This window comes from Sneathiella litorea, from assembly GCF_009882915.1.
GTDB classification, from domain to species: domain Bacteria; phylum Pseudomonadota; class Alphaproteobacteria; order Sneathiellales; family Sneathiellaceae; genus Sneathiella; species Sneathiella litorea.
Window position 1 is genome coordinate 700929 of record NZ_WTUW01000009.1, and the last position, 20494, is coordinate 721422.

General features: G+C 45.9%; 14 protein-coding genes and 1 tRNA gene. 6 read left to right on the top strand and 9 right to left on the bottom strand.

All coding sequences use genetic code 11. The annotated features are described in order from the left end of the window. Positions 1-213 precede the first annotated feature (213 nt). Genes GQE98_RS17285 through GQE98_RS17305 form a run of 5 tightly spaced genes read left to right on the top strand, consistent with a single transcriptional unit; the run spans position 214 to position 5070 of the window. On the top strand, positions 214-1086 hold the full coding sequence (locus GQE98_RS17285) for a polysaccharide deacetylase family protein (protein ID WP_161317087.1): 873 nt from the start codon (positions 214-216) through the stop codon (positions 1084-1086). Beyond that, positions 1083-2276: a glycosyltransferase family 4 protein gene (locus GQE98_RS17290; protein WP_161317089.1), complete on the top strand. Its 1194-nt coding sequence runs from the start codon at positions 1083-1085 to the stop codon at positions 2274-2276. Before GQE98_RS17285 ends, GQE98_RS17290 begins: the two co-directional genes overlap by 4 nt. Continuing rightward, positions 2269-3348, top strand: coding sequence for a hypothetical protein (locus tag GQE98_RS17295; protein ID WP_161317091.1), 1080 nt, complete (start codon positions 2269-2271; stop codon positions 3346-3348). The genes GQE98_RS17290 and GQE98_RS17295 overlap by 8 nt, the downstream gene beginning before the upstream one ends. Continuing rightward, a complete protein-coding gene (locus GQE98_RS17300; RefSeq protein ID WP_161317093.1) occupies positions 3338-4078 on the top strand; it encodes a class I SAM-dependent methyltransferase in 741 nt (246 codons plus the stop codon). Before GQE98_RS17295 ends, GQE98_RS17300 begins: the two co-directional genes overlap by 11 nt. Next, entirely contained in the window at positions 4078-5070 is a 993-nt protein-coding gene (locus GQE98_RS17305; RefSeq protein WP_161317094.1) for a glycosyltransferase family 2 protein, read from the top strand. Before GQE98_RS17300 ends, GQE98_RS17305 begins: the two co-directional genes overlap by 1 nt. Positions 5071-5398: 328 nt before the next feature. On the opposite strand, the gene GQE98_RS17310 is transcribed toward GQE98_RS17305, so the two are convergent. Both GQE98_RS17310 and GQE98_RS17315 read right to left on the bottom strand, forming a co-directional pair. After that, complete coding sequence (locus tag GQE98_RS17310) at positions 5399-6838, bottom strand: oligosaccharide flippase family protein (RefSeq protein ID WP_161317096.1); 1440 nt, start codon at positions 6836-6838, stop codon at positions 5399-5401. 46 nt (positions 6839-6884) lie between these two features. Beyond that, positions 6885-7760 carry a glycosyltransferase family 4 protein gene (locus GQE98_RS17315; protein ID WP_161317098.1) on the bottom strand — a complete coding sequence of 292 codons (876 nt, stop codon included), beginning with the start codon at positions 7758-7760 and terminating at the stop codon, positions 6885-6887. Positions 7761-8374: 614 nt separating this feature from the next. Here GQE98_RS17315 and galE point away from each other — a divergent pair. Further along, positions 8375-9364: a UDP-glucose 4-epimerase GalE gene (galE, locus tag GQE98_RS17320; protein WP_161317100.1), complete on the top strand. Its 990-nt coding sequence runs from the start codon at positions 8375-8377 to the stop codon at positions 9362-9364. Between the two features lie 84 nt (positions 9365-9448). Here the strand turns inward: galE and GQE98_RS17325 are convergent, their stop codons facing one another. The 7 genes from GQE98_RS17325 to dnaG form a co-directional block, all read right to left on the bottom strand. Then, positions 9449-10489 carry a hypothetical protein gene (locus GQE98_RS17325; RefSeq protein WP_161317103.1) on the bottom strand — a complete coding sequence of 347 codons (1041 nt, stop codon included), beginning with the start codon at positions 10487-10489 and terminating at the stop codon, positions 9449-9451. Continuing rightward, positions 10486-11418, bottom strand: coding sequence for an XrtA system polysaccharide deacetylase (locus GQE98_RS17330; RefSeq protein WP_202526369.1), 933 nt, complete (start codon positions 11416-11418; stop codon positions 10486-10488). The genes GQE98_RS17325 and GQE98_RS17330 overlap by 4 nt, the downstream gene beginning before the upstream one ends. A 59-nt stretch (positions 11419-11477) precedes the next feature. Next, positions 11478-12722 carry a polysaccharide biosynthesis/export family protein gene (locus GQE98_RS17335; RefSeq protein ID WP_161317105.1) on the bottom strand — a complete coding sequence of 415 codons (1245 nt, stop codon included), beginning with the start codon at positions 12720-12722 and terminating at the stop codon, positions 11478-11480. Between the two features lie 293 nt (positions 12723-13015). Beyond that, complete coding sequence (locus GQE98_RS17340; protein ID WP_161317107.1) at positions 13016-15697, bottom strand: calcium-binding protein; 2682 nt, start codon at positions 15695-15697, stop codon at positions 13016-13018. A 501-nt stretch (positions 15698-16198) separates the two neighbouring features. Beyond that, positions 16199-16275: transfer RNA gene (locus GQE98_RS17345), tRNA-Ile, on the bottom strand. Between the two features lie 127 nt (positions 16276-16402). Further along, positions 16403-18475: an RNA polymerase sigma factor RpoD gene (gene rpoD, locus GQE98_RS17350; protein ID WP_161317109.1), complete on the bottom strand. Its 2073-nt coding sequence runs from the start codon at positions 18473-18475 to the stop codon at positions 16403-16405. Between the two features lie 69 nt (positions 18476-18544). Next, positions 18545-20434, bottom strand: a complete 1890-nt coding sequence (gene dnaG / locus GQE98_RS17355; protein WP_161317111.1) for a DNA primase — start codon at positions 20432-20434, stop codon at positions 18545-18547. Positions 20435-20494: the final 60 nt, after the last annotated feature.

Sequence of the window (20494 nt, forward strand, 5' to 3'; positions counted from 1 at the left end):
GAAATGGGTAGAATTTAATGTCTCTAAGAATGGTTCTTCAATTGAATAATATACATTTTCAATGGCAACCATTGTCATACTGCGTCACGAATTTAAGGACGAAATTCCGGAACCCTGTGCAACAGTTTATGTTAATAAACACTTGGCTTTGAACTGAATTACATGATTACTTTAAGTACCTTTCTATCCCGAACGAGGCTGAGCATCAAAATAGTGCTCAAGTATGCCTTGGCGCCTGTAGGTCTCCTGCTTCCTAGAAAAAAAGATGGTTTGAGGGTCCTGTTCTATCATCGAATTAATTCTTTTTCTTTCTCACAGCTTGGAATGGTTTCACGCGAGATAACTGTTCAAAAGTCAGCGTTTGAACGGCAACTGGCCCATTTGGCTCAACAAGGCTACCGTTCAATAACGTTAACCGAATTTGAAGAAATGCTGACGGGACAACAACGCATGGATACAAAGACTGTGTTGATCACGTTCGATGACGGTTATGCCGATAACCTTGAAATTGCGGCGCCGATACTGAAGAAATATGGATTTACGGCGGTAGTGTTTTTGGTGTCAGAAATGATTGGGCGCAATAATTCCGTTTGGCCAATGGGAGACCCTCCAGAATTAGGCCAACTCATGAATGAAAAAGCTATCCGCCAATGGCTTGCAGAAGGTCATGAAATTGGCTCTCATACTTGTTCTCATCCAGATTTGACAACACTCGGCAATAAGGAACTTACTCGTGAACTAGAGGCATCCCGCGACATGATAGAGAAAACGTTCAACATATCATGTAAATCGCTGGCTTATCCGGGTGGTGATGTAAATGAACGCGTTGCCGCGGCCGCGGAGAAAACAGGATACTCGTTGGGCTTCTCAACACGTTCCGGAGCAAACTGGAAAGACACCTCAAAATTGAGATTAATGCGCACCGAAGTGTCCGCGAGCGATCACCACGCCCTATTTTGTTTGAAATTGAAGGGGGTATATGACTGGCTGGGATTCCGCGATACCGTAAAGTACCGAAATACAATGCGCAGAATAAACAGTCTATTTGCCCGCCACGGCCAAGCTAAAGACAGTACGGCGACATGATTACGCACGAAATTCCAGCTAATAATACCATTCGCCTGGCCATGCTTGTAACGCGCATGGATATTGGCGGTGTCCCAGATCATATTATGACATTGCTTGATGGTTTTGGCCGCAACATCGACGTTACGCTTATCACCGACAGTATTCATGCAGATCATCTAGCAGATATAGAAAATTCTGGCGTTAAGGTTCATCTATTACAAATGAAACGGCTAGTCAGTGTAAAATCGGACCTGAAAGCATTAAAAAACCTACGCCGTATATTGAAAGATGGCCAATTCAATATTCTACACACACATATGTCCAAAGCCGCTTTACTGGGTGCCATTGTCGGCACTTTTTCCCGGGATATTATTGTTGTTAATACGGCTCATAATCTTGGCTTTATCGCTATACCGCAATATTGGAAGAAGGCCGTCTTCTGGGCCTATGACAAAATTATCAGCGCACTTGGCTTTGATGCGATAATTACAGTATCGCAAATGGTCGCGAACAAAATCATCCGGGCCAAAGTCGCACCGGGAAACCGTGTTCATGTTATTACCAATGGTATCCGGCTTCAGGAGTTTAAAGCCAGCGCCAAAAAGGAAACAGAATTTCGGCGCGAAATTCTTGGTAATGCCGAAGGAGTCATTATTGTTTGTGTTGCGCGCCTGGTATGGTTTAAAGGCATTGATACCCTCATTAATGCCTTTAGCCGAGTTTTAAAAGAACACCCCAGCGCCCGGCTTGCCATCATCGGCGACGGTGAACTGCGCGATACTCTAATGGCACAAACCAGACAGCTTGGTATCGAGGAATTCATACATTTCTGCGGGGAGAGGCGCGATATTCCGGCCATTCTAAGCGCCTCCGATCTTTTCGTGCTTTCTTCAGTTTCAGAAGGATTACCCATTTCCCTGCTTGAGGCAATGGCTGCGCAATTACCAATTGTTGCGACAGATGTGGGTGGTATTTCCGAATTAATCTTGCACGGTGATACCGGGTATCTGGTTCCTGCCCGTGACCCTGTAAAATTAGCCAAGAATATTTCAGATTTACTTAGCGACCCTAACGCCCGTAGAACACTCGGCAAAGCTGGCTATAATCGCCTTTGTACTGAGTTCACTCAAGATGCAATGGTGATGCGGACTGAAGCGCTTTATCAGCAGTTGTTGGAAGGTACAACCGGGGAGTTTGTCAATGTCTGAACGTCCCTACCGCCCCGGCGAAGATGATAAAGCTGTACTCAAGCTAAGAGCAAAAGTGTGGGGTGCCGATCATTCACATACAGATGAATCATTCTTTAAATGGCTTTTCCAGGACTGCCCATTTGGTATGGGAAGCGGCGTCGTTTCCATACATGACGATGTAGTCGTTGGTTTTGCCGGGTTAATCCTCAGGCCTGCGCAGATAGGAACGCAGACCTTGCTCGGATGCCAAGGGGTCGATTTCATGGTGGATCCAGACACCACAAGTAATTTGAGCCGCGTCCCATTTCGAATTATAAAAGCGCATTCCCAGCGCACTAAAGATCTCGGTGCCGATTTCGCGGTCAGCTTTCCAAACGACAGCTCCGTTCGTTTGCAAACCTCCAAGCATTTTGGTTATCAAATTTTGTTTAAACCTCAAATGTTTGTAAGACCCCTGCCCTGCTTTCGCTTTTCCAGCGAAAACGATGACAGTTTACCTACTCAACTCCTAAAGACTTCTGCCGCACGATTGACCTCAGTATATTCATCTGTGCGATCCTGGCGGCGAAGCAAAGATATTACCTTAGAAGATCTAGATCATTTTGATGATCGATTTGATGAGCTAAATACAACCATCATGAGCGATGGAAAGTTACACTTGGATCGTGGTTCCCGATATTTGAATTGGCGATATACTCAACATCCGATTTACCAATATAAAATTCTGGCCGCGTCGTCAGCCAATCAGCTGTTAGGCTACATAGTCGTCAGTCCAAGACAAGTCTTTGGTACCCTTGCTGGCTTGATCTGTGAGCTATCTGTAGCAGGAAACGAAATCGCAATCTCAGAACAACTTATCAATGCAGCCGCAAAAGTTGCTCAGGAGAGTAAAATATCAATCCTTGTGGATCAACAGCATCCAAACAGTCCTTATTCGGATGCGTTAGTACGATGCGGTTTCATAAAAGTACCTCAACGGTTTAATCCCAAACAATTCCGAATGGTTGCCCGCGAAATAACATCAGCTGGCCATACAGCAATGGAACCTCACGTCTGGAGCTTTTCCTGGGGGGACATGGATGTCGTATGAACAAGTAGATATCAAGCATTGTGATGGCAAGGGTCTTTGCAATCTTGATTATGTCGAACAGTATGCTGAAATTCTTCAAAACCAACTGCCTAAAAAATTTTCCAGATTTGGGTCGTTCTTTGCGGGAACACAACGATTAAGAACACTTGCGTCGGTTCTGCAAAGATACATAAAAGGCCATGGGTTGGATGTGCTGAATGTCGGATGCGGCCCTTTTGCGACAGAACTGTTTGTTGAATCCCTGCAATTTCAGAAAATACAATCACTCGATTACACTCCTGAATTTGCCCCTATCCATCAAATTTTACAAGAAGAAGGCTACATCAAAAATACTTCTTTCCAACAAGGAGATGCCAAGGCAATAGAGTTCCCGGAAAGCAGTTTCGACTTAATGATCATACATGACGTTTTCTTCGAAGAAGCGCTTGAAATGAACAGCCTGATTTTAAGACTCCGCCCTTTCTTGAAGCCAGACGGATATATTTATTTTGATTTTATTAACTCTAGAACACATTGGATCTGGCGCCTTTTAGGTAAACGAGATCAGTTCCGACGCTATGATCCGGCGTCCGTCAAAGAATTTCTCAACAAGGCCGGTTTTAAAATTATTGCCTTCCAGCCGACACATGGTGCCAGCGCATTATCCGTACGCTTCCTGCACTGGGCACTATGGACGTTCTTTAGAGCAAGTAACAATTATTCAGTGCTGATACAGGGTAAGAATGTCTAATGACAAATAGAATTGAGACCGTTTCGGTGATAATCCCGAACTGGAATGGCGAACACCTGTTACGGCTCTGCTTAGACAGCCTTCGAAAACAGACATTTCAAGATTTCATTGTATATATCGTCGATAACGGTTCCATCGATCAATCCATTCACCTGTTAGAGGATGAATATCCTGAAGTAGTGGTATTACGGCATTGTGAGAATCTAGGGTTTTCCGCAGCTATAAACACCGGAATCGAAAATTCCCGTGGCGTATATATTGCAGCATTGAATAATGATACGGAGGCCCATCCAGCATGGCTTGAAACGATCGTTACTGCCATGGATACACGCACCGACGCAGGCTTCTGTGCATCGCAACTTATGGATTTCAAAAGCCGTGATAAAATAGATTCACTTGGTGATGGGTATTATCCGTTTGGAGTTTCATTCAAAATCGGAAGTGGGCGTCTAAATAATGTACATGAAATAACAGAAGTTCAAAGTGCCTGTGCCGCAGCTTCCGTTTACCGCCGCGAAATGTTAGAAAAAATTGGCCTCTTCGATACGGATTTCTTTGCCTATATGGAAGATATCGATCTTGGCCTTAGAGCCCAAATGGCTGGATATTCATGTATTTTTGTGCCAGGCGCTATTGTTTATCATATGGGTAGCGCTTCTTCCGGCGGCAAGGCTTCAGCATTTTCTGTTCGGCTTACAACCCGCAATACTTATAGAGTTATCCTGAAAAATGTGCCCGCAGTGTTAATCCCTGTTTATTTGGTCTGTACATTTGGAGCACAAATGGTTGCTCTCCTTATGAGCCTTATTGTAGGAAAGCCGCGGTCTCTTCGCGATCATCGAGCTGCATTTTTTTCAGGACTATTCGCAGCTCTAAAAGAGGCCGGGGACAGTATTAGAAAACGCAGGGCTCTTGCGACACTCCGATCGGAAACGGCAAGTCAATTCATTGCAACAACTATCCGTTCAATTCGCCTTAATCGATCGCTCTGATTTTGCTTAATTTAAGGTTTTATTAATAATTTCGTGCAACCCTCTCTCACGTGACTATATACAAGCATCAGAAATGAACCCGCATACCATTTGGGTCAAGAGAGGGCAGATAGTGCATAGTACCAGTGGCTTACAAAAAACACGATTTCAGAGCAAACCCGTGATTGCCAATGAGAGTACATTGCATGACATCAGCAATCATCAGAAAGACATAGAGCCTGTTAGCTGGCGCGTGAGTATACTGCTTATTACTACGGTCTGCGCTCTGTCTTGGGCATGCATTTTCGCGCTATGGCAAGCTATCTGAAAAACGCAGAAATCTCTTCCGTCATGTCTCGAAATTAAGAGTTCTATACCTTTCCGGCATTAACCGCCGGATAATGACAATTGAGACAAAGTAAGCTCCAAGAGCAAAGGGAAGCTTGGCGGCCTCCGATTCTAACGGCGCAATTACAAAAATTAAAACTATCACCAGCGCACCTACAACAGGAGCGACCAAGGCCATCCCAACTTGATCAGCATTCACGAAATTCTTGATGGTGAAAATAGTTGAAGCCACCGCCGCAACCCCCATAAATGCGAGAAAACTATACGCAGCCCCCCACAGGCCAAAACTACCTTGAAGAACCATGTTGATAGCAATTTGAAGGATCGCGAGTGCGGTTAGTAAGATGAGGGGCTTGGTCTGTTTTATTGCGCCAAACAGGACGAAGGTATTTAGCAGATAGAGACACGCCGCCGGATAACCTACAAAAAGCAACTGCAATAAGGGAACTAGCTGTTCAAAATCCCGGTCTGGCAGCACCCATATGACAGTCGATGCAAGACCATATGCCAGGGTAGCACAAGGTACTGCTATTAGCAGCAAGGCTTGTATACCAGATGCATATAAAGTCGTCAGGACTTCACGCGGCCGTGCGTGGGCAATTGAAAAACGTGGTGCGAGCACGGTTCCAAATACAATTGGCAGCAATAAAGAAGCCTCAACAATTTTTGTTCCCATGCCATAAATCGCGAGATCCTCAGCCGAACCAAAATACCCAAGCAACAGAAACTCCGCCCGTACCGCCAGCATAATGATCAATGCGGAGCAGAGGTAAGGAAAGGCGGGCTTTAGCAACTTAATGAAAGATTGCAGTTTGCTTCGGGGGAATGGCAATACACCGAGCCGTAAAACACCCCGTAACATCAGCATACAATAAAAGAGATTAGAAACTGAGAAAACGAACGCAATCGCAAATGTCGAACCATCCGCCAATATTACAAGTGCGCCGCTCACAATTTGTGCAACGCTGAGCGCCACATGCGCAAATGAAATTAGAGAAAATTTCTGGTGCGCCTGCATGATATTTTCAAAAAACATCGATGGCGCAGTAAAAAACACCGCCAGAAAAACGATCAGGAAAACGATGCCATCGTCATCAAAATCGCCCCACATTAAGATGGCATAGACCACAAATGCGTAGGTGCAAGTTGCCGCTAATAATTTAAATGGAAGAAGAATACCAATGAACCAACTTGTCTTTTCAGGGTATTTCGATATCTCTCGCATTGCATATCGCGAAAGCCCTAAATCTATAATGATATCAAGGAACACCACAACTGTTAGGGCGAAGTTTAGTATACCGAATTCAGCGGTGGGCAGGTTTCGGGCAAGCATGATGAAAAACAAAAAGTTAAGCGCCCGCGCCCCTAGTTGCGAGCCAAGGTAAACCGCACTGGCGCGTGCAACCTGGATCCTTCCCCCTACTGTTTTGGATGAATTCATGACCAAGTGGCTATTTTTATCGATAGGTGCTGCCTCGCCGCGAAGGTCATCTTTTTGCTGTCTCCGTCAATATCTTAAACAACACTGGGGCTGTCACCTCAAGCGAGTAGTGTTCTATTGCTCTTTTACGGCCACAATCGGCCATTCTTTTGCGTAGCAAATCATCCTCAATGAGCATCGCAATTCGACTTTCCCATTGCGACTGGGTATCAGCAAGAAACCCAGTCTTACCGTCTTGAACTATTTCGTTATTTGCCCCGACGGGACTGGCAACAAGCGCGACAGCACAACTCATATACTGTATGAGTTTAAAGCCACATTTCCCCCGTGTTTCCTCATCATCTGTTAGTGGCATTATACCAATATCAAATTCCGAAATATCCTTAGTTTCTCGCGCCAGAGACCAGTCTCGTATTTCGATAGGCAGGTTTTGTGTATCAAAAGGCTCAACCCCAACAAAAACCATGCGAAGTTGCTTAAAGCGTGTGCAGAGCCGCTTAAACACCGGCATTAAGTCCGCTACATAATGAGACCCTCTCGGCGTGCCTATCCATCCTAGAGTTATATACCCGTTATCGTCTTTACGTCTTGGATGATATAAATTGTGATCTACGACGGTTGGCAACACTTCAACGCGTGCATCCGATCGACAATGCTCCGTCGCATATCTGGCGAGATAAGAGCTTCCCGCGATAATCGTGTCTGCGGATCCAATAATCTTGGCTGTTTTCCTGAAGTCCCGAAGGCGATCTATCGGGTTTCTGTATGCAAGTGACTTCGTGTAGATTGCATCATCAAAATCAAAGATCATTCGACCACAAAATTTTTGCAATGCCAGTTCCACAAAGGGAGGCCCAAGCGCAAACGCCTCACGAAGGATGAATATCGCATCATAATTTGAAGCCTTAATGATATCTACCATCCGCGCCGCTAAGCCGCGTAAAGTAAGCGCAACTTTCGCACTTATTCTGCCAGTAGCATAAAGCGTATGAACCTGTTTAGACGATACAAAGGGCCGAATATCGCACTGTATTCCGCGCTCCCTTAAGTACGGAATATACTGATAAACTCTAAATCGACTAGACGGCCCCTCAATTGGATGGGGTAGAATGAATAGAACACGCATTGGCGCTCCCGAATATTTTGTTCGACCAAATAGTCACGTGCGATCTCACCGTTTACCGTCCACTCTGCACATTCGATACATTGAATACCGCCGTGGAAAAGAAATTTCTTATCATATTCAAGTTTACGAGCACCGAACAAACGCTCCGATATAAAAGAATCAACTTTACCTATAGTTACAATACTTCGCAAGGCAGGCAATTCAGGGAATGATTGTGAAGTTTCCGTCAAGTAAAACTGGCACAAGCACTAAAGGTGCGCGACTATAGAATATAACTTAGCGTTGTTAATTATACATTGTATTAACATTATGTGTTGATTAAAATGAGTAAGTATAAGGTAACAATTGCAAAAAAAGGAATATTCCATACCTTTTTTACACAATTCAATAATACTATCAGGGGATGCTAAATGAGTGTCCTGCTTACAGGCGGCGCAGGCTATATCGGCAGTCATATGGTTTATCAACTGCTGGATGAGGGCGAAAGCGTTGTCGTGCTGGATAATCTCTCGACGGGCTTTGATTGGGCTATTCCGCCGGCAGCCTTATTCGTAAAGGGAGATATAGCCGACGAAGCCTTGATTTCCAGAATAATCGAAAATCATAGAATAGACGCCGTAATTCATTTTGCGGGCTCTTCTGTTGTTCCGGAATCTGTTCAAGATCCGCTTGGATACTATAAAAACAACACTTTGAAATCATGCTCCTTAATAGCGTCCGCAATAGAGGGTGGAGTAAAGCATTTCGTCTTCTCCTCTACTGCAGCGGTATATGGTATGCCTGACAATCATATAGCAACCGAAGAAACCCCTCTGCAGCCGATCTCTCCCTATGGATCTTCAAAATTGATGATTGAAAGAATCCTTCAGGATGCATCCAATGCTCACGACTTCCGATATGTGGCTTTGCGTTACTTCAATGTCGCCGGGGCGGACCCTAATGGGCGAACAGGCCAATCCAATCTAAACGCAACCCATTTGATTAAAGTCGCTTGCCAAGCCAGTCTGGGCCTACGCTCACACATGGAGGTATACGGCTCCGATTATGATACCCCTGACGGGACCGGAGTGCGGGATTACATACATGTTTCAGATCTTGTTTCGGCGCATTCCGCTACCCTACGCTATCTAAGAAATGGCAAACCAAGTGAAATATTAAACTGCGGATATGGCCACGGACACTCAGTGCTTGAAATAATAAATACTGTTAAGGAAATTTCAAACTGTGAGTTTGACGTAAAGTTTTCCGATCGGCGCACTGGTGATGCAGCGGCGTTGATTGCAGCAAACGCAAAAATACTTAAAACTCTAGATTGGCAACCTAAATTTGATGACCTTAGAGTCATAACCCAACACGCCTTGGATTGGGAAAAACATCTGAAAAAATCAGGCCTTACTTAAAAGATATCAAACATACTTTTCGCGCTCTTACCAGCGCAGAATATACCATTGCAAACCGACAAAACCCTATAGCTCGGCGCAATATCAGTCGGCAAACTGACGTGCCAGCTTCAGAATGTCAGGCCAGGGAGCCAGCGACGCGTCTCGAAGTGCTGCCTGCCCCCACCAGACTATCATTTCAACTCCATGTTGATTGGCCGCAGTAACCATGTCTTCGAGTTCTTTGCTATTTGGCGGCCGGACGATTTTTCTAAGCGCTAATGGTACAGTCGATTTCAGAAATTCGAACTCATACATGTCAGAATATGCAAACCCCTGAAATACCATAAGTTTTCTTTTATCCGGCAAATTTTCTGACATCCATTGAAGGTACCCATCCACCGTATTTTCGGAGGCAACTATCTCTCCATCACTCAATGGTGTTGCCAGTTTCGCTATTATACCGGGGATTGGATATACATCAAAACCGACAACATCGGCATACTGACTAAAGCTTACAACGTTATCGAGATATCTTGCTCGTTTTGTTGACGTCGAAAACTGCGCCATATCCATCACCAATGGTCCATGCACCATTAAAACTGGAATATCTGCACTTACTTCCTTTACCTGTTGATACAGACGTTGCACATCGACCAGAGGTCGGCCATGATATGCCGCTTCATCGTAATTTGTCACAGCATATATATTGTCTCGCCCAACACAGGCAATCAGTTGTCTCAATGGATCGTTGCGATCGTTACGCAAAGGCAAAATAGACGCGTCCGGATACAAAAGCTCACCTGGGACTACAAGTTTGATATCTGCATTGCGAAGCGCCTTGAATGATGCATCGTTTGATGAACAAGGCGCTAGAAAATCGGATTCAAAGCCAAATGATTTAGGTTCTGGTATTTCCTGATACTGAAAGGTAGGGAAAAACCCGACAATGTGATTAGAACGCATCAAATTAAATAGTGCCTCATAATTCCTATCAACTACGATGGAACGAGGTGCGCCCGCTATTACAAAATCCATAGCTGGAGCTTGAGTGGCTGAGAACACAAAAAGCAAAATTGATGTTAAAATCTGTTTTACAGATAAACGGCCCAGCTGATTTATAGAACTATATAGAAATCTAATCACTTCTCTCTCATTCTATCCGAAACAGCATTATTTGAAGTTACATTGATGACGTCCTCAAATACATCCTTCATTCGTCCCCATGAAAAATCACTGAGCGCTCGAGCCAGTTTCTTCTCCATTCGACCGAGGTTTCCATAATGACGCCAGCGAGTTTTCAGATTCACCTTCGCTACCGGTTGTGATGGGTCGATTTCCCATGGATGGCAATAAAATATGAGCGGTTTAGCTCCTTTACTATTCACTGCTTTACCAAGGCTATTTTTAAATATCGAATAAGGCAACAAGCGAAACGATCCCCCGCCTGTTGGAAACTGCCGGTTAAAAACAGGAACGGTAGTAACAGGAATCTCGACTAGATTTCCACGTGCCGGAATGAATGGAGATGCGGGTATCGCAATATCCGAACGATCAAAACGTCCATTACACAAACTCGAACTATATTTATATCCAACCTCCTCCAGCACATCATATGCCCACCAATTTGCAGGCCCTATAGAGAAGCTTGCCGCTCTATAGCCCATTACCTCAATTCCTATGGTGTCTTCCAGGATAGACTTGGCTGTTGATATGTCTGCATGAAAAACCTTTGGCTCTTGATCATACGCCCGATGGTGATCCAGGCCATGACTGGCCACCTCATGGCCACGCTGGACCATTTCGCGAATAAGACTGGGAAACCGCTCAGCAACCGTGCCTAGCACGAAGAAGGTGCTCTTAATTTTGAATTCGTCGAACATATCCAGCAAACGATTGGTAGAACGCTCAGCTCGTCCTTCTAACGAGTTCCAAATGTCTCTGGGAAATTGTTGTTCCAAAGAGTGAGCATGATAATATTCTTCAACATCAACACTCATCACATTGATAATACGATTATTATCATCTCGTCTTGTCAAATATTGTGGTTCCCGATATTTGCTTGCTTGAACCATCCCTCACCCATGTCTTAGAGGCCAATCATCTACATTCCAAGGATTTCTTTTACTTGTTTCTAATCGTTATATAATTGCACTGTATCTGATCGAGAGGATTTTCGAATAACGATCAATGTGTCGCCGGGCAGAACCGGCGTATTAAAGTTAATCTCCTCATCCAGCAATATGCCATCACGGTAAATCGAGAAATCATATCCGATATTATCTGGCTCACTTGAACGCAACTGCCCATCATCTGTGTTATCCACAATGGCAATTTCCCCATCAATGGACGCTTCAAGAATTGCGATTTGCTCATTCAAACTGCGAATATCTTGTGCAATTTGTGCTTTATGCCCAAAGGTTAAGTCTATTAACTTTTCTTCCGACAAACTGAGAGCGACTTGAGATTGCCGTAACAAACTCATTGTATCCAAAACTCGCCCCCTTATCTCTAATTGTTCTCGAATAAGTCTGTTTAACCTCTCAATAGGAACGAGACCTTTTATTCTTAACTCTCGTACCTCTGTAATTTCCTTTTGGATATGTTCGCTAAGGGTGTCCTGAGAAGCACTCCTTTTCTTATAACTCTCAACTTCCAGTTTACCAGCCGAAATTGTGGCATTGACCTGTGCCACCTGGGCTTCATAGGCATCTCTTCGCTTCGCGAACAGTTCACGCTCCTCTATGAGCATCTTTTCAAGGTCAGGAAAATTAGCAAGCATTTCACTGCGAGCCTCGAAATTGAACGTTTCTTCGCCGGCTTCCTCTGCCAGTAGTCTTGCCAAACGAACCCGGGCAGATGCCAGAGAAACAATATTATTCCTAAGTGCCTGCTTCGCCCTTATATTGGATAATTGTCTTGTTAGTGGGTCACCGTCCTGGTTGTTACGCCTGAAACCCTTCGCAAGAGACACCGCTTTCAATACATTTAATTTAGAAATAAACGGGTATTGTCCCGCTTCAACAACTTCGCCAAGTACGAAAAAGGGACGATACTCAAGAATTTGTATAGCTAGTGATGGCTGCACTATCGTGTTAGCGATAAGTTCTCGGACAGAATTTTCCAGTTCACGGAGTGTTTTCCCGCGCGCCATCACAATACCGACACCCGGAAGGGATATGGTACCGTCAATTCCAACTTTAACGTCACCCGACATATCACTGCGTTCAAGCAAATTGATGTCTAACACATCCCCAGAATCCAGACGATATTCCTCCGCCATAAGCGGCCCAGAGATTAATGCCGTGAAAATCAATACGAAAAGTAAGAGTATTTTACTACCCAAGAAACGCGTTTTATATGTCAACTCGCCGACCATTTACTTCCCAAGACTAGCGATAATATTGAGGTTTAGCCAAGGCCAAACCGTAACACCCGATTATCGCTCCCGCAACTTAATAAAGAACCGAAATACTTTAATCATTTGTAGGTAGTAAACAGTTTATTTTTGGTCTTGCTCACTCCGGGAAAGAAGCAACCTCTCGGATTTTTTTAAAAATCTTTTAAGGATAATAACTATACTTGTAAGCTCAGGTTTGAGCTTTGATTAGCTTTTTTGCAGCTTGGTAATTTAACAGTCATAGGCTCTGCAAGCAATCAAGATGGCGAACATCAGCCAAACATAATATCGATATCTTCCCGTAAACTATCAGTTACACCGAGCAGGATAATACTATCATCCCCATAAGTTATTTGAGTGTGATCAAGAGTTCCGGAAATCGTCAAATCTGAAAAACTAATCTCTCCTTGAAACTGGAGATGATCCTGTCTTACATCAAAATCCACTATGTAATCAGTTCCGTCACCAGCGGCAAAAACGAAGGTGTCTCTACCCTCACCGCCCATAAGCGCATCATCGCCTAGATTTCCGGATAGTCTATCGTCACCAGCATCACCAAGAAGTTCATCCTGTCCATCCCCTCCCGCAATAATGTCGTCCCCATCACCGCCAGCAAGGTAATCATTGCCGCCATCACCGTAGAGTTCGTCGTTGCCAGCCTCGCCTACCATCGCGTCCTTACCCGAACCGCCTGAAATTGTATCATTGCCAGAACCACCGTAAATAACATCTGCACCATCGCCAGCGAAAATCAGGTCATCCCCGCCAAAACCACCAATCAGGTCATCGCCTTCATATGCGCGAATTTCATCAGCACCCTCTCCCCCAACCAAATAATCAGAGGAAGACGTACCCGACATAACATCCGCTACGTCGTTCAACTGCAGTGTTAGTTGTGTTTTACTCTCAGATCCATCCGCTGACCGAGCTGTCGCAGTAAATGAGATCGAACTCTCGACTTCAAAATCTAGAAATGCATCTTCTGCAACTCTAACAATGCCGAGTTCATCTACGAAAAACCGGTCATCGTCCAGGACGTAAGTAACAGCATCTATCGCATCACTATCCTGAACAGCCAATTGAATTCCCGTCGGCGATCCTTCTCCCGCATTTTCATTTACGATATCTGGGCTGCTATCTATGTCAATCAACTCCCCAAGCTGCGGGTAAGCTGTCCCTTTCATGGCCATTTCTGAGACCGTCAGAACTCCTTGCCATGTTGAAGCAGATTGAGCGGCTTGAAAACTCGGACCAAACCAGAAAACAGAATCAACACCCGACACAGCCTCTAACATGGCGTACATTTCAAATTCTGTCGGTTCACGGGACATCGCCCGTTCTTCGGCAGAAAAAGTTCCAAGCTTTTCGGTCGAGTATAGGTCAGCTATTTCAAAGGCTTGAAGGACCATTACATGCTCTTTGTCCGCGAGGTTAATGTCAAGCCAGCTGACATAGTCCTTAAGAGCTTCAGCCGGCTCAAGAATCTGCCCGCCACTATGTGGAGATTTCGCGCCAGAATGAGCGCCAACAGGATAAACATCAAACCCTACTGTATCTGCCCACTCCGCATGGTCCAGGACAGATTGAAGATAAGCGGACTGATCTGCTTCTTCACCGACAGGTGCATGGATCTGTTGAACATTTAGAGTAGAATCTATTGATTTGACATGTTCGTAAACAGCTTGTGAAAAGGCGGGATCCAAACCATTGTATACGGGCTCATCATAATTAATCACGCTGTGAATAATATCGCGCCCGCCCATGGCAATGATTGCCATTAGAGGGTCTGCGTCGGCACTTGGAATTTCTGTGCCTACCGGATACATAATATCTGCGCTAAAAGCGATTTTGATACCGTACTGTCGGGCCAGATCATAAAGCTCGGTAGTAGCTGACCCGAAAGGTGGCGGAAAAAAGTCTGCTTCCAAATGCAAGCTCTTTATCTCGGGTATTTCTTGATAAATTGTAAGCGGTAGAAATGCGTTTATTCCTGCATCCGACAATGTTTTGAAAATCAGTTCATAGTCTCGTGACAAAGCTAAATCGATGGGCACGCCGGCTGTACCCATTTCCATTTTTACTTGTTCGTCCGCCGCCAGAAAAGCGCCTGCGTTTACGTCCGTGTCTTCCTCATTCATGATATTATCCGCAGCGAGATAGCCGTCTTCTCCAACAGCTCCAACGGATATGCCTGCTATTTCCACATCATCATTTGAATTCTCGAAAGGTAGCTTTTCGTCTTCCATAGGCAGGGTTGCATCTGCTTCCTTTTGAGTTGGAGCATCGTCAATCACTGTATTTCCGATCGTTGGTGGATTACTATTTTCCGCATCCGGATCTTCAATAGTCCCAACAACAACAGGTTCTGGACTGTCCTTTAGTGAAGTAAAGGTTTCACGAAGATCGCTTTCGGAAACTAGGGTCATGCGATCAAACAGCGATTGAGAACCGTCGATTTCCAGGGCTTCGTCCGCTATTGTTACAGAAGCCACCTGACCGTCCAATTCAAACCGTCCGTTACGCCACCCCCCTGCCTTGACATCACTGTAAATGGAAGATGTCAACGCGACATGCTCACCAGAGCCGGAAAAGACAACCGCTCCATCAAGCCATATAATTAAACTTCCGACTTCAGCATCCAGAACAACCTGGACGTCATGCCAGCCCGCCTCATTAAATATATTTTGAATTGTTGTCGTATGTAATGTCCCGTCATCTTCACGCAGAGAGATTTTCAGATCATCATTTTTTACATGGATACCGTATTGCCGGGGATTCCAAAGCACTGATTGAAGATCGCCTGTAAGGCTATTTAACTCAAAGGTCGAACTAAGCGTAAAACTATTAACGGGAAAGAGCGTATTTTCCCGACCCAAATTTACTACACCTACCCCCAAATCCTTTGCGTATTGCTCAAGCAATTCCTTTTCTGCATCAGAAACCTCGGAGCTCATAAATATTTCTCCTGAATGTGGCGCTATTACCGTGAGCACCTAAAAAATTCGTTAAATCAATTTCATAGATTAGTATACAATGAATTAGTAAAGTAAATATTATCGAATTAAGGCATTTTTATGGATAAGTTATATTGATAAAATTTTAAATATTTTTTATACAACTTAATTACTAATTTTTTTATATAAATACTAAGTATTACTTACTTATTATTTTTACTTATATTTCATACGAAGAGGAACATTATATCCAGAGACCCCACATAAAGGTTGGATTCTACTATTGAACCTTGTCAGGGAAGAACGGCTCGGCTACCCTATTTTATCTTCCAACTAAACCTATTAACTGGACACCGAAACAGGACGGCAGTGACGAATGCCGACTTGCAGCTTAATTGCTCTCAAGTGAGCGTCTCTGTTCTGATTGAATATCGCCAAAATTCGCTGAATTGCGGGTTCATGGGCGAACCTGGACTAGATCCAGGTTCGCCTCAAGAATAGTGGTGGGCCCGGTAGGACTTGAACCTACGACCAGTCCGTTATGAGCGGACGGCTCTAACCAGCTGAGCTACAGGCCCTAATTTTTTATCATGCGACAGACAACGCCAGTAGCATGTATCCGAGACTATTTAGCCTGTTCGGAATGAGGACGCAATTGGCGAATTGACGTAATCACCAATTTTATCATCCTCCTTATCTAGGTCATCAGGTATCGAGGAAACTTCTCAGCTTACGTGAGCGGCTCGGGTGCTTCAATTTGCGGAGCGCTTTAGCTTCAATCTGACGAATACGTTCACGTGTCACAGAAAACTGCTGCCCCACCTCTTCCAGAGTATGATCGGTGTTCATTCCGATACCAAAGCGCATACGCAGGACACGCTCCTCACGCGGGGTTAGAGAAGCCAGAACGCGTGTCGTAGTCTCCCGTAAATTCGACTGGATCGCCGCATCCAGCGGCTGCACCGCATTCTCATCCTGGATGAAATCGCCAAGATGGCTATCCTCTTCATCCCCGATTGGCGTTTCCAGACTGATCGGCTCCTTCGCTATCTTCATGACTTTGCGCACTTTTTCAAGCGGCATTCCAAGCTTAACAGACAGCTCCTCTGGTGTTGGTTCACGGCCAATCTCATGAAGCATCTGCCGTGATGTCCGTACCAGCTTGTTGATCGTCTCAATCATATGCACTGGAATACGAATAGTTCGTGCCTGATCGGCGATTGAACGGGTGATCGCCTGTCGAATCCACCAGGTAGCGTAGGTTGAGAACTTATAGCCGCGGCGATATTCAAACTTATCCACCGCCTTCATCAGGCCAATATTCCCTTCCTGAATAAGATCAAGGAATTGCAGGCCGCGATTGGTGTATTTCTTGGCAATGGAGATCACGAGACGAAGGTTGGCTTCCACCATTTCCTTCTTGGCCCGACTTGCCTCCCGCTCACCTTGCTGGACCGTACTTACGATGCGACGAAATTCGTTCATGGGCATACCGAATTCAGAACTGATCTTGATAATCTCGCTCCGGATTTCACCTATACCGCTCTCCTCATTGGCAACGAAGTCTTTCCAGCCCTTGGCTTTCAGGGTTCCCATCTTGTCAACCCAGCCCGGATCAAGCTCATTCCCGAAATAATTCTCAAGGAAACTGACCCGGGAGACCTTGTGCCGCTCAGCGAGGCGTAAAAGTTTGCCTTCCAGGCTCATCAGTCGTCGGTTGATGCCATAGAGCTGATCAACAAGCGCCTCAATCCGATTATTGGTGAGATGGACATCATCCATGAGTTTCACCAACTCTAGCTTCAGCTTTTCGTATTTCTTTTCCTGGGAGTTAGAAACAGATTCATTTTCAAGTGCTGCGGTCAGGCGCGCTTCCTGAAGTTTGTGCAGCTTCTTATATGTCTTGGCGATTTCATCAAAGCGTTCAAAAACTTCTGGCTTCAATGTCTCCTCAAGAGCGGCGAGTGACATCGTGTTTTCTTCGGCATCGTCCTCGTCATCATCCTGATCTTTCCGACTGCTGCCTTCTTCGCCCTCTTCGTCTGTATCCTCGTCGTCATTCTCGTCGGAATCGGAGTCACTGTCTTCTTCGTTATCACTCAATCCCGCAGCGGGAAGTTCGTCATCCTCGCTATCCTCACTGAAACCTTCCTGCAATGCTTTTTCAGCTGCGGCGCCGGCTCCATAAGTCGCGTCAAGATCAATGACATCACGAAGCAACAGCTTTTCCTGAAGCATCAATTCGCGCCAGTTCAAAATGGCACGGATGGTGAGCGGGCTTTCACAAATAGCTCCGATTAGCTTACCGCGGCCCGCTTCAATCCTTTTGGCAATAGCAATTTCGCCTTCGCGCGAGAGCAACTCCACGGTTCCCATCTCACGAAGATACATCCGGACGGGATCATCCGTACGGTCACCCGCCGTCGACGCAGGTTTCTCCGGAGTTTCTTTTACGACCTTTTCCGTGACTTCGTCTTCGCCGTCATCGTCATCATCATCGCTTTTCTGGGCGGGCGCGTCATCCGCGCCTTCCTCGTCATTTTCGACGACATTGATACCCATTTCCGAGAGCAAGGACATAGTATCCTCGATTTGCTCCGACGACATCTGGTCCTGAGGCAACACTGCATTCAGTTCGTCGAATGTCACATATCCCTTGTCTTTTGCCTTTGCGAGCATCTTCTTGACGGCCGCTTGGGAGGCATCAATCAGCGGGCTGTCGGGGCTCTCATCATTTTGATCCGACGTATCGACGGCTTCCGCACTCTTTGTCGCCATAAAATTTAACTCCTGAAATCTTCCAGTTTTTTTGTCCCGCAAAGTACGGTCCGTATGGATTCTGTCTGCCTAAACACTGATATTACGTCCGGACGCCTGCCCGAACCCGTCAAGATTGGCCTCATTACCAGAGGCATCCTCCAATGCTTTTTTCGCCATTTTCAACCGATCAAGGTTTTCCGCCGTTGCATTTTCCCCCAATTGACGCTCTGCCGCTTTAACTTCTTTTTGTAGCGCCTCCAATTTATGACGAGCCACAATATGTAACCAAGCGTTTAACGCATCTTCATAAGCGGCCGCAGGATCAGCAAACCAGTCCAGCGACTTGGTCGTCGGCCCCTGCAAGCTCTCTACCTGTGCAGACAAATTACGTTCAGCTAGATGGTGCGCCATACCAGAATAGTCAAGGGATGATTCGACCGTTGCAATATCTATTATTGCCCGCCGCAGTCTGTCAAGCTGAGGACTGGCAAACTGCAAGGAAGCAATAGCGTCAAAGTGGTTTTCTATTATTTCCGGGTGATTTACAATGGTTAGCAGGATTAATTCTTCGCGCCGACCTCCACCGGGTGACGGAGGATTTCGCATGGAAATAGACGACATTTTATGCGAATCGCTCCTTTGATTCGCGAATCGCCCGAATCGGCTTTGTTTCGAACGACCATCGCCCTGCCATTCTTTGGGAGGCTTTTTCTGCCTAAATGCCTGCCAGAGTTTGTCTTTAAAAAAGCTCCGATAGTAATTCTGCACCGCCGGATCGCGCATTTCATCGCAAAGATCGTAAAGAGATTTTTCCAGAGCCGCTTTTCGCTCTGGGGTATCGATTGGACGGTCATCTGTTTCCTTGCGCCAGAGAATTTCGGAAAGAGGTAGCGCCTTATCGAGAATGGCCTTGATGGCCCCCGCCCCCTCTTTACGAATCAAATCATCTGGGTCCACTCCTTCCGGTAACAGGGCAAATCGGAGGGAATAGCCCGGACGCAAAAGGGGCAATGCACGTTCCGATGCCCGCAAAGCTGCCCGCCAACCCGCCGTATCGCCATCCAGGCACATAATTGGCTCTGCCGCCATCTGCCACAATATCTGCAATTGATCTTCCGTTATTGCCGTCCCCAGCGGCGCAACAGATTGCGTGAAGCCAGCCTCGCTCAAGGCAATGACATCCATATAGCCCTCGGCCACGATAATCGTGCCGGTATCGAATGCCTTTTGGCGCGCCATCGCCATATTGTACAGCACATGACCCTTGTGAAAGAGCGGCGTTTCCGGGGAATTAAGGTATTTCGCCGGCGCGTCGCCAAGCGCTCTGCCTCCAAAGGCGATAATGCGCCCTCGACGGTCTGTGATAGGAAACATCAAACGATCCCGAAAGCGATCATAACTCTCTCGCCCGTCGTCTGGCTTTATAACAAGCCCCCCCTCAATCAGGGTTGCCTCCGTGACGCCGCGGGCAATTAACGCTTCTTTTAACGCTGTCCGGCTATTCGACGCAAATCCGAGTCGAAAAGACGCCACCGCAGCCTCGGACACCTGACGGCGTGACAGATACTCTCGCGCTCGCCCTCCCGCCTGACTTGTCAACTGTGAGGTAAACCACTTTCCGGCCAGTTCCATCGCTTCATGTAGAGTGGCCGTCCGTTGCTGTCGCGCCTTTTCTTCTGGTCGTTCCTCGGGCACCTGAAGGCCAGCGAAAGCAGCGAGCCGCTCCACGGCTTCGGGAAAGGCAACGCCTTCAGTCTGCTTAACAAACTCAATTAAGTCGCCGTTCGCGCCACAGCCGAAGCAATGATAGAAACCCTTTTCCTCATTCACTGTGAAAGAAGGTGTTTTTTCGTTGTGGAAGGGACAGAGACCTGAGTGCTCCCTGCCCTTTTTGGTTAGCTTTGTCCGCCGCCCGATCAAATCCGCAAGGCTGACACGCGCCTTAAGTTCTTCCATAAATTGCGGCGGAAACGCCATTGCTACTTCCAACCTATTTTTTTATGTTAACCGGTTAATTGGATAATCAAGATTAACCAG

What these genes read in the sequence shown, in the direction of transcription:
- GQE98_RS17295 (WP_161317091.1), top strand. Translation starts at nt 2,269, where the DNA reads ATGTCTGAACGTCCCTACCGCCCCGGCGAAGATGATAAAGCTGTACTC.
- GQE98_RS17340 (WP_161317107.1), bottom strand. Translation starts at nt 15,697, where the DNA reads ATGAGCTCCGAGGTTTCTGATGCAGAAAAGGAATTGCTTGAGCAATAC.
- galE (WP_161317100.1), top strand. Translation starts at nt 8,375, where the DNA reads ATGAGTGTCCTGCTTACAGGCGGCGCAGGCTATATCGGCAGTCATATG.
- rpoD (WP_161317109.1), bottom strand. Translation starts at nt 18,475, where the DNA reads ATGGCGACAAAGAGTGCGGAAGCCGTCGATACGTCGGATCAAAATGAT.
- GQE98_RS17335 (WP_161317105.1), bottom strand. Translation starts at nt 12,722, where the DNA reads ATGGTCGGCGAGTTGACATATAAAACGCGTTTCTTGGGTAGTAAAATA.
- GQE98_RS17315 (WP_161317098.1), bottom strand. Translation starts at nt 7,760, where the DNA reads ATGGTAGATATCATTAAGGCTTCAAATTATGATGCGATATTCATCCTT.
- dnaG (WP_161317111.1), bottom strand. Translation starts at nt 20,434, where the DNA reads ATGGCGTTTCCGCCGCAATTTATGGAAGAACTTAAGGCGCGTGTCAGC.
- GQE98_RS17330 (WP_202526369.1), bottom strand. Translation starts at nt 11,418, where the DNA reads ATGGTTCAAGCAAGCAAATATCGGGAACCACAATATTTGACAAGACGA.
- GQE98_RS17300 (WP_161317093.1), top strand. Translation starts at nt 3,338, where the DNA reads ATGTCGTATGAACAAGTAGATATCAAGCATTGTGATGGCAAGGGTCTT.
- GQE98_RS17310 (WP_161317096.1), bottom strand. Translation starts at nt 6,838, where the DNA reads ATGAATTCATCCAAAACAGTAGGGGGAAGGATCCAGGTTGCACGCGCC.
- GQE98_RS17305 (WP_161317094.1), top strand. Translation starts at nt 4,078, where the DNA reads ATGACAAATAGAATTGAGACCGTTTCGGTGATAATCCCGAACTGGAAT.
- GQE98_RS17290 (WP_161317089.1), top strand. Translation starts at nt 1,083, where the DNA reads ATGATTACGCACGAAATTCCAGCTAATAATACCATTCGCCTGGCCATG.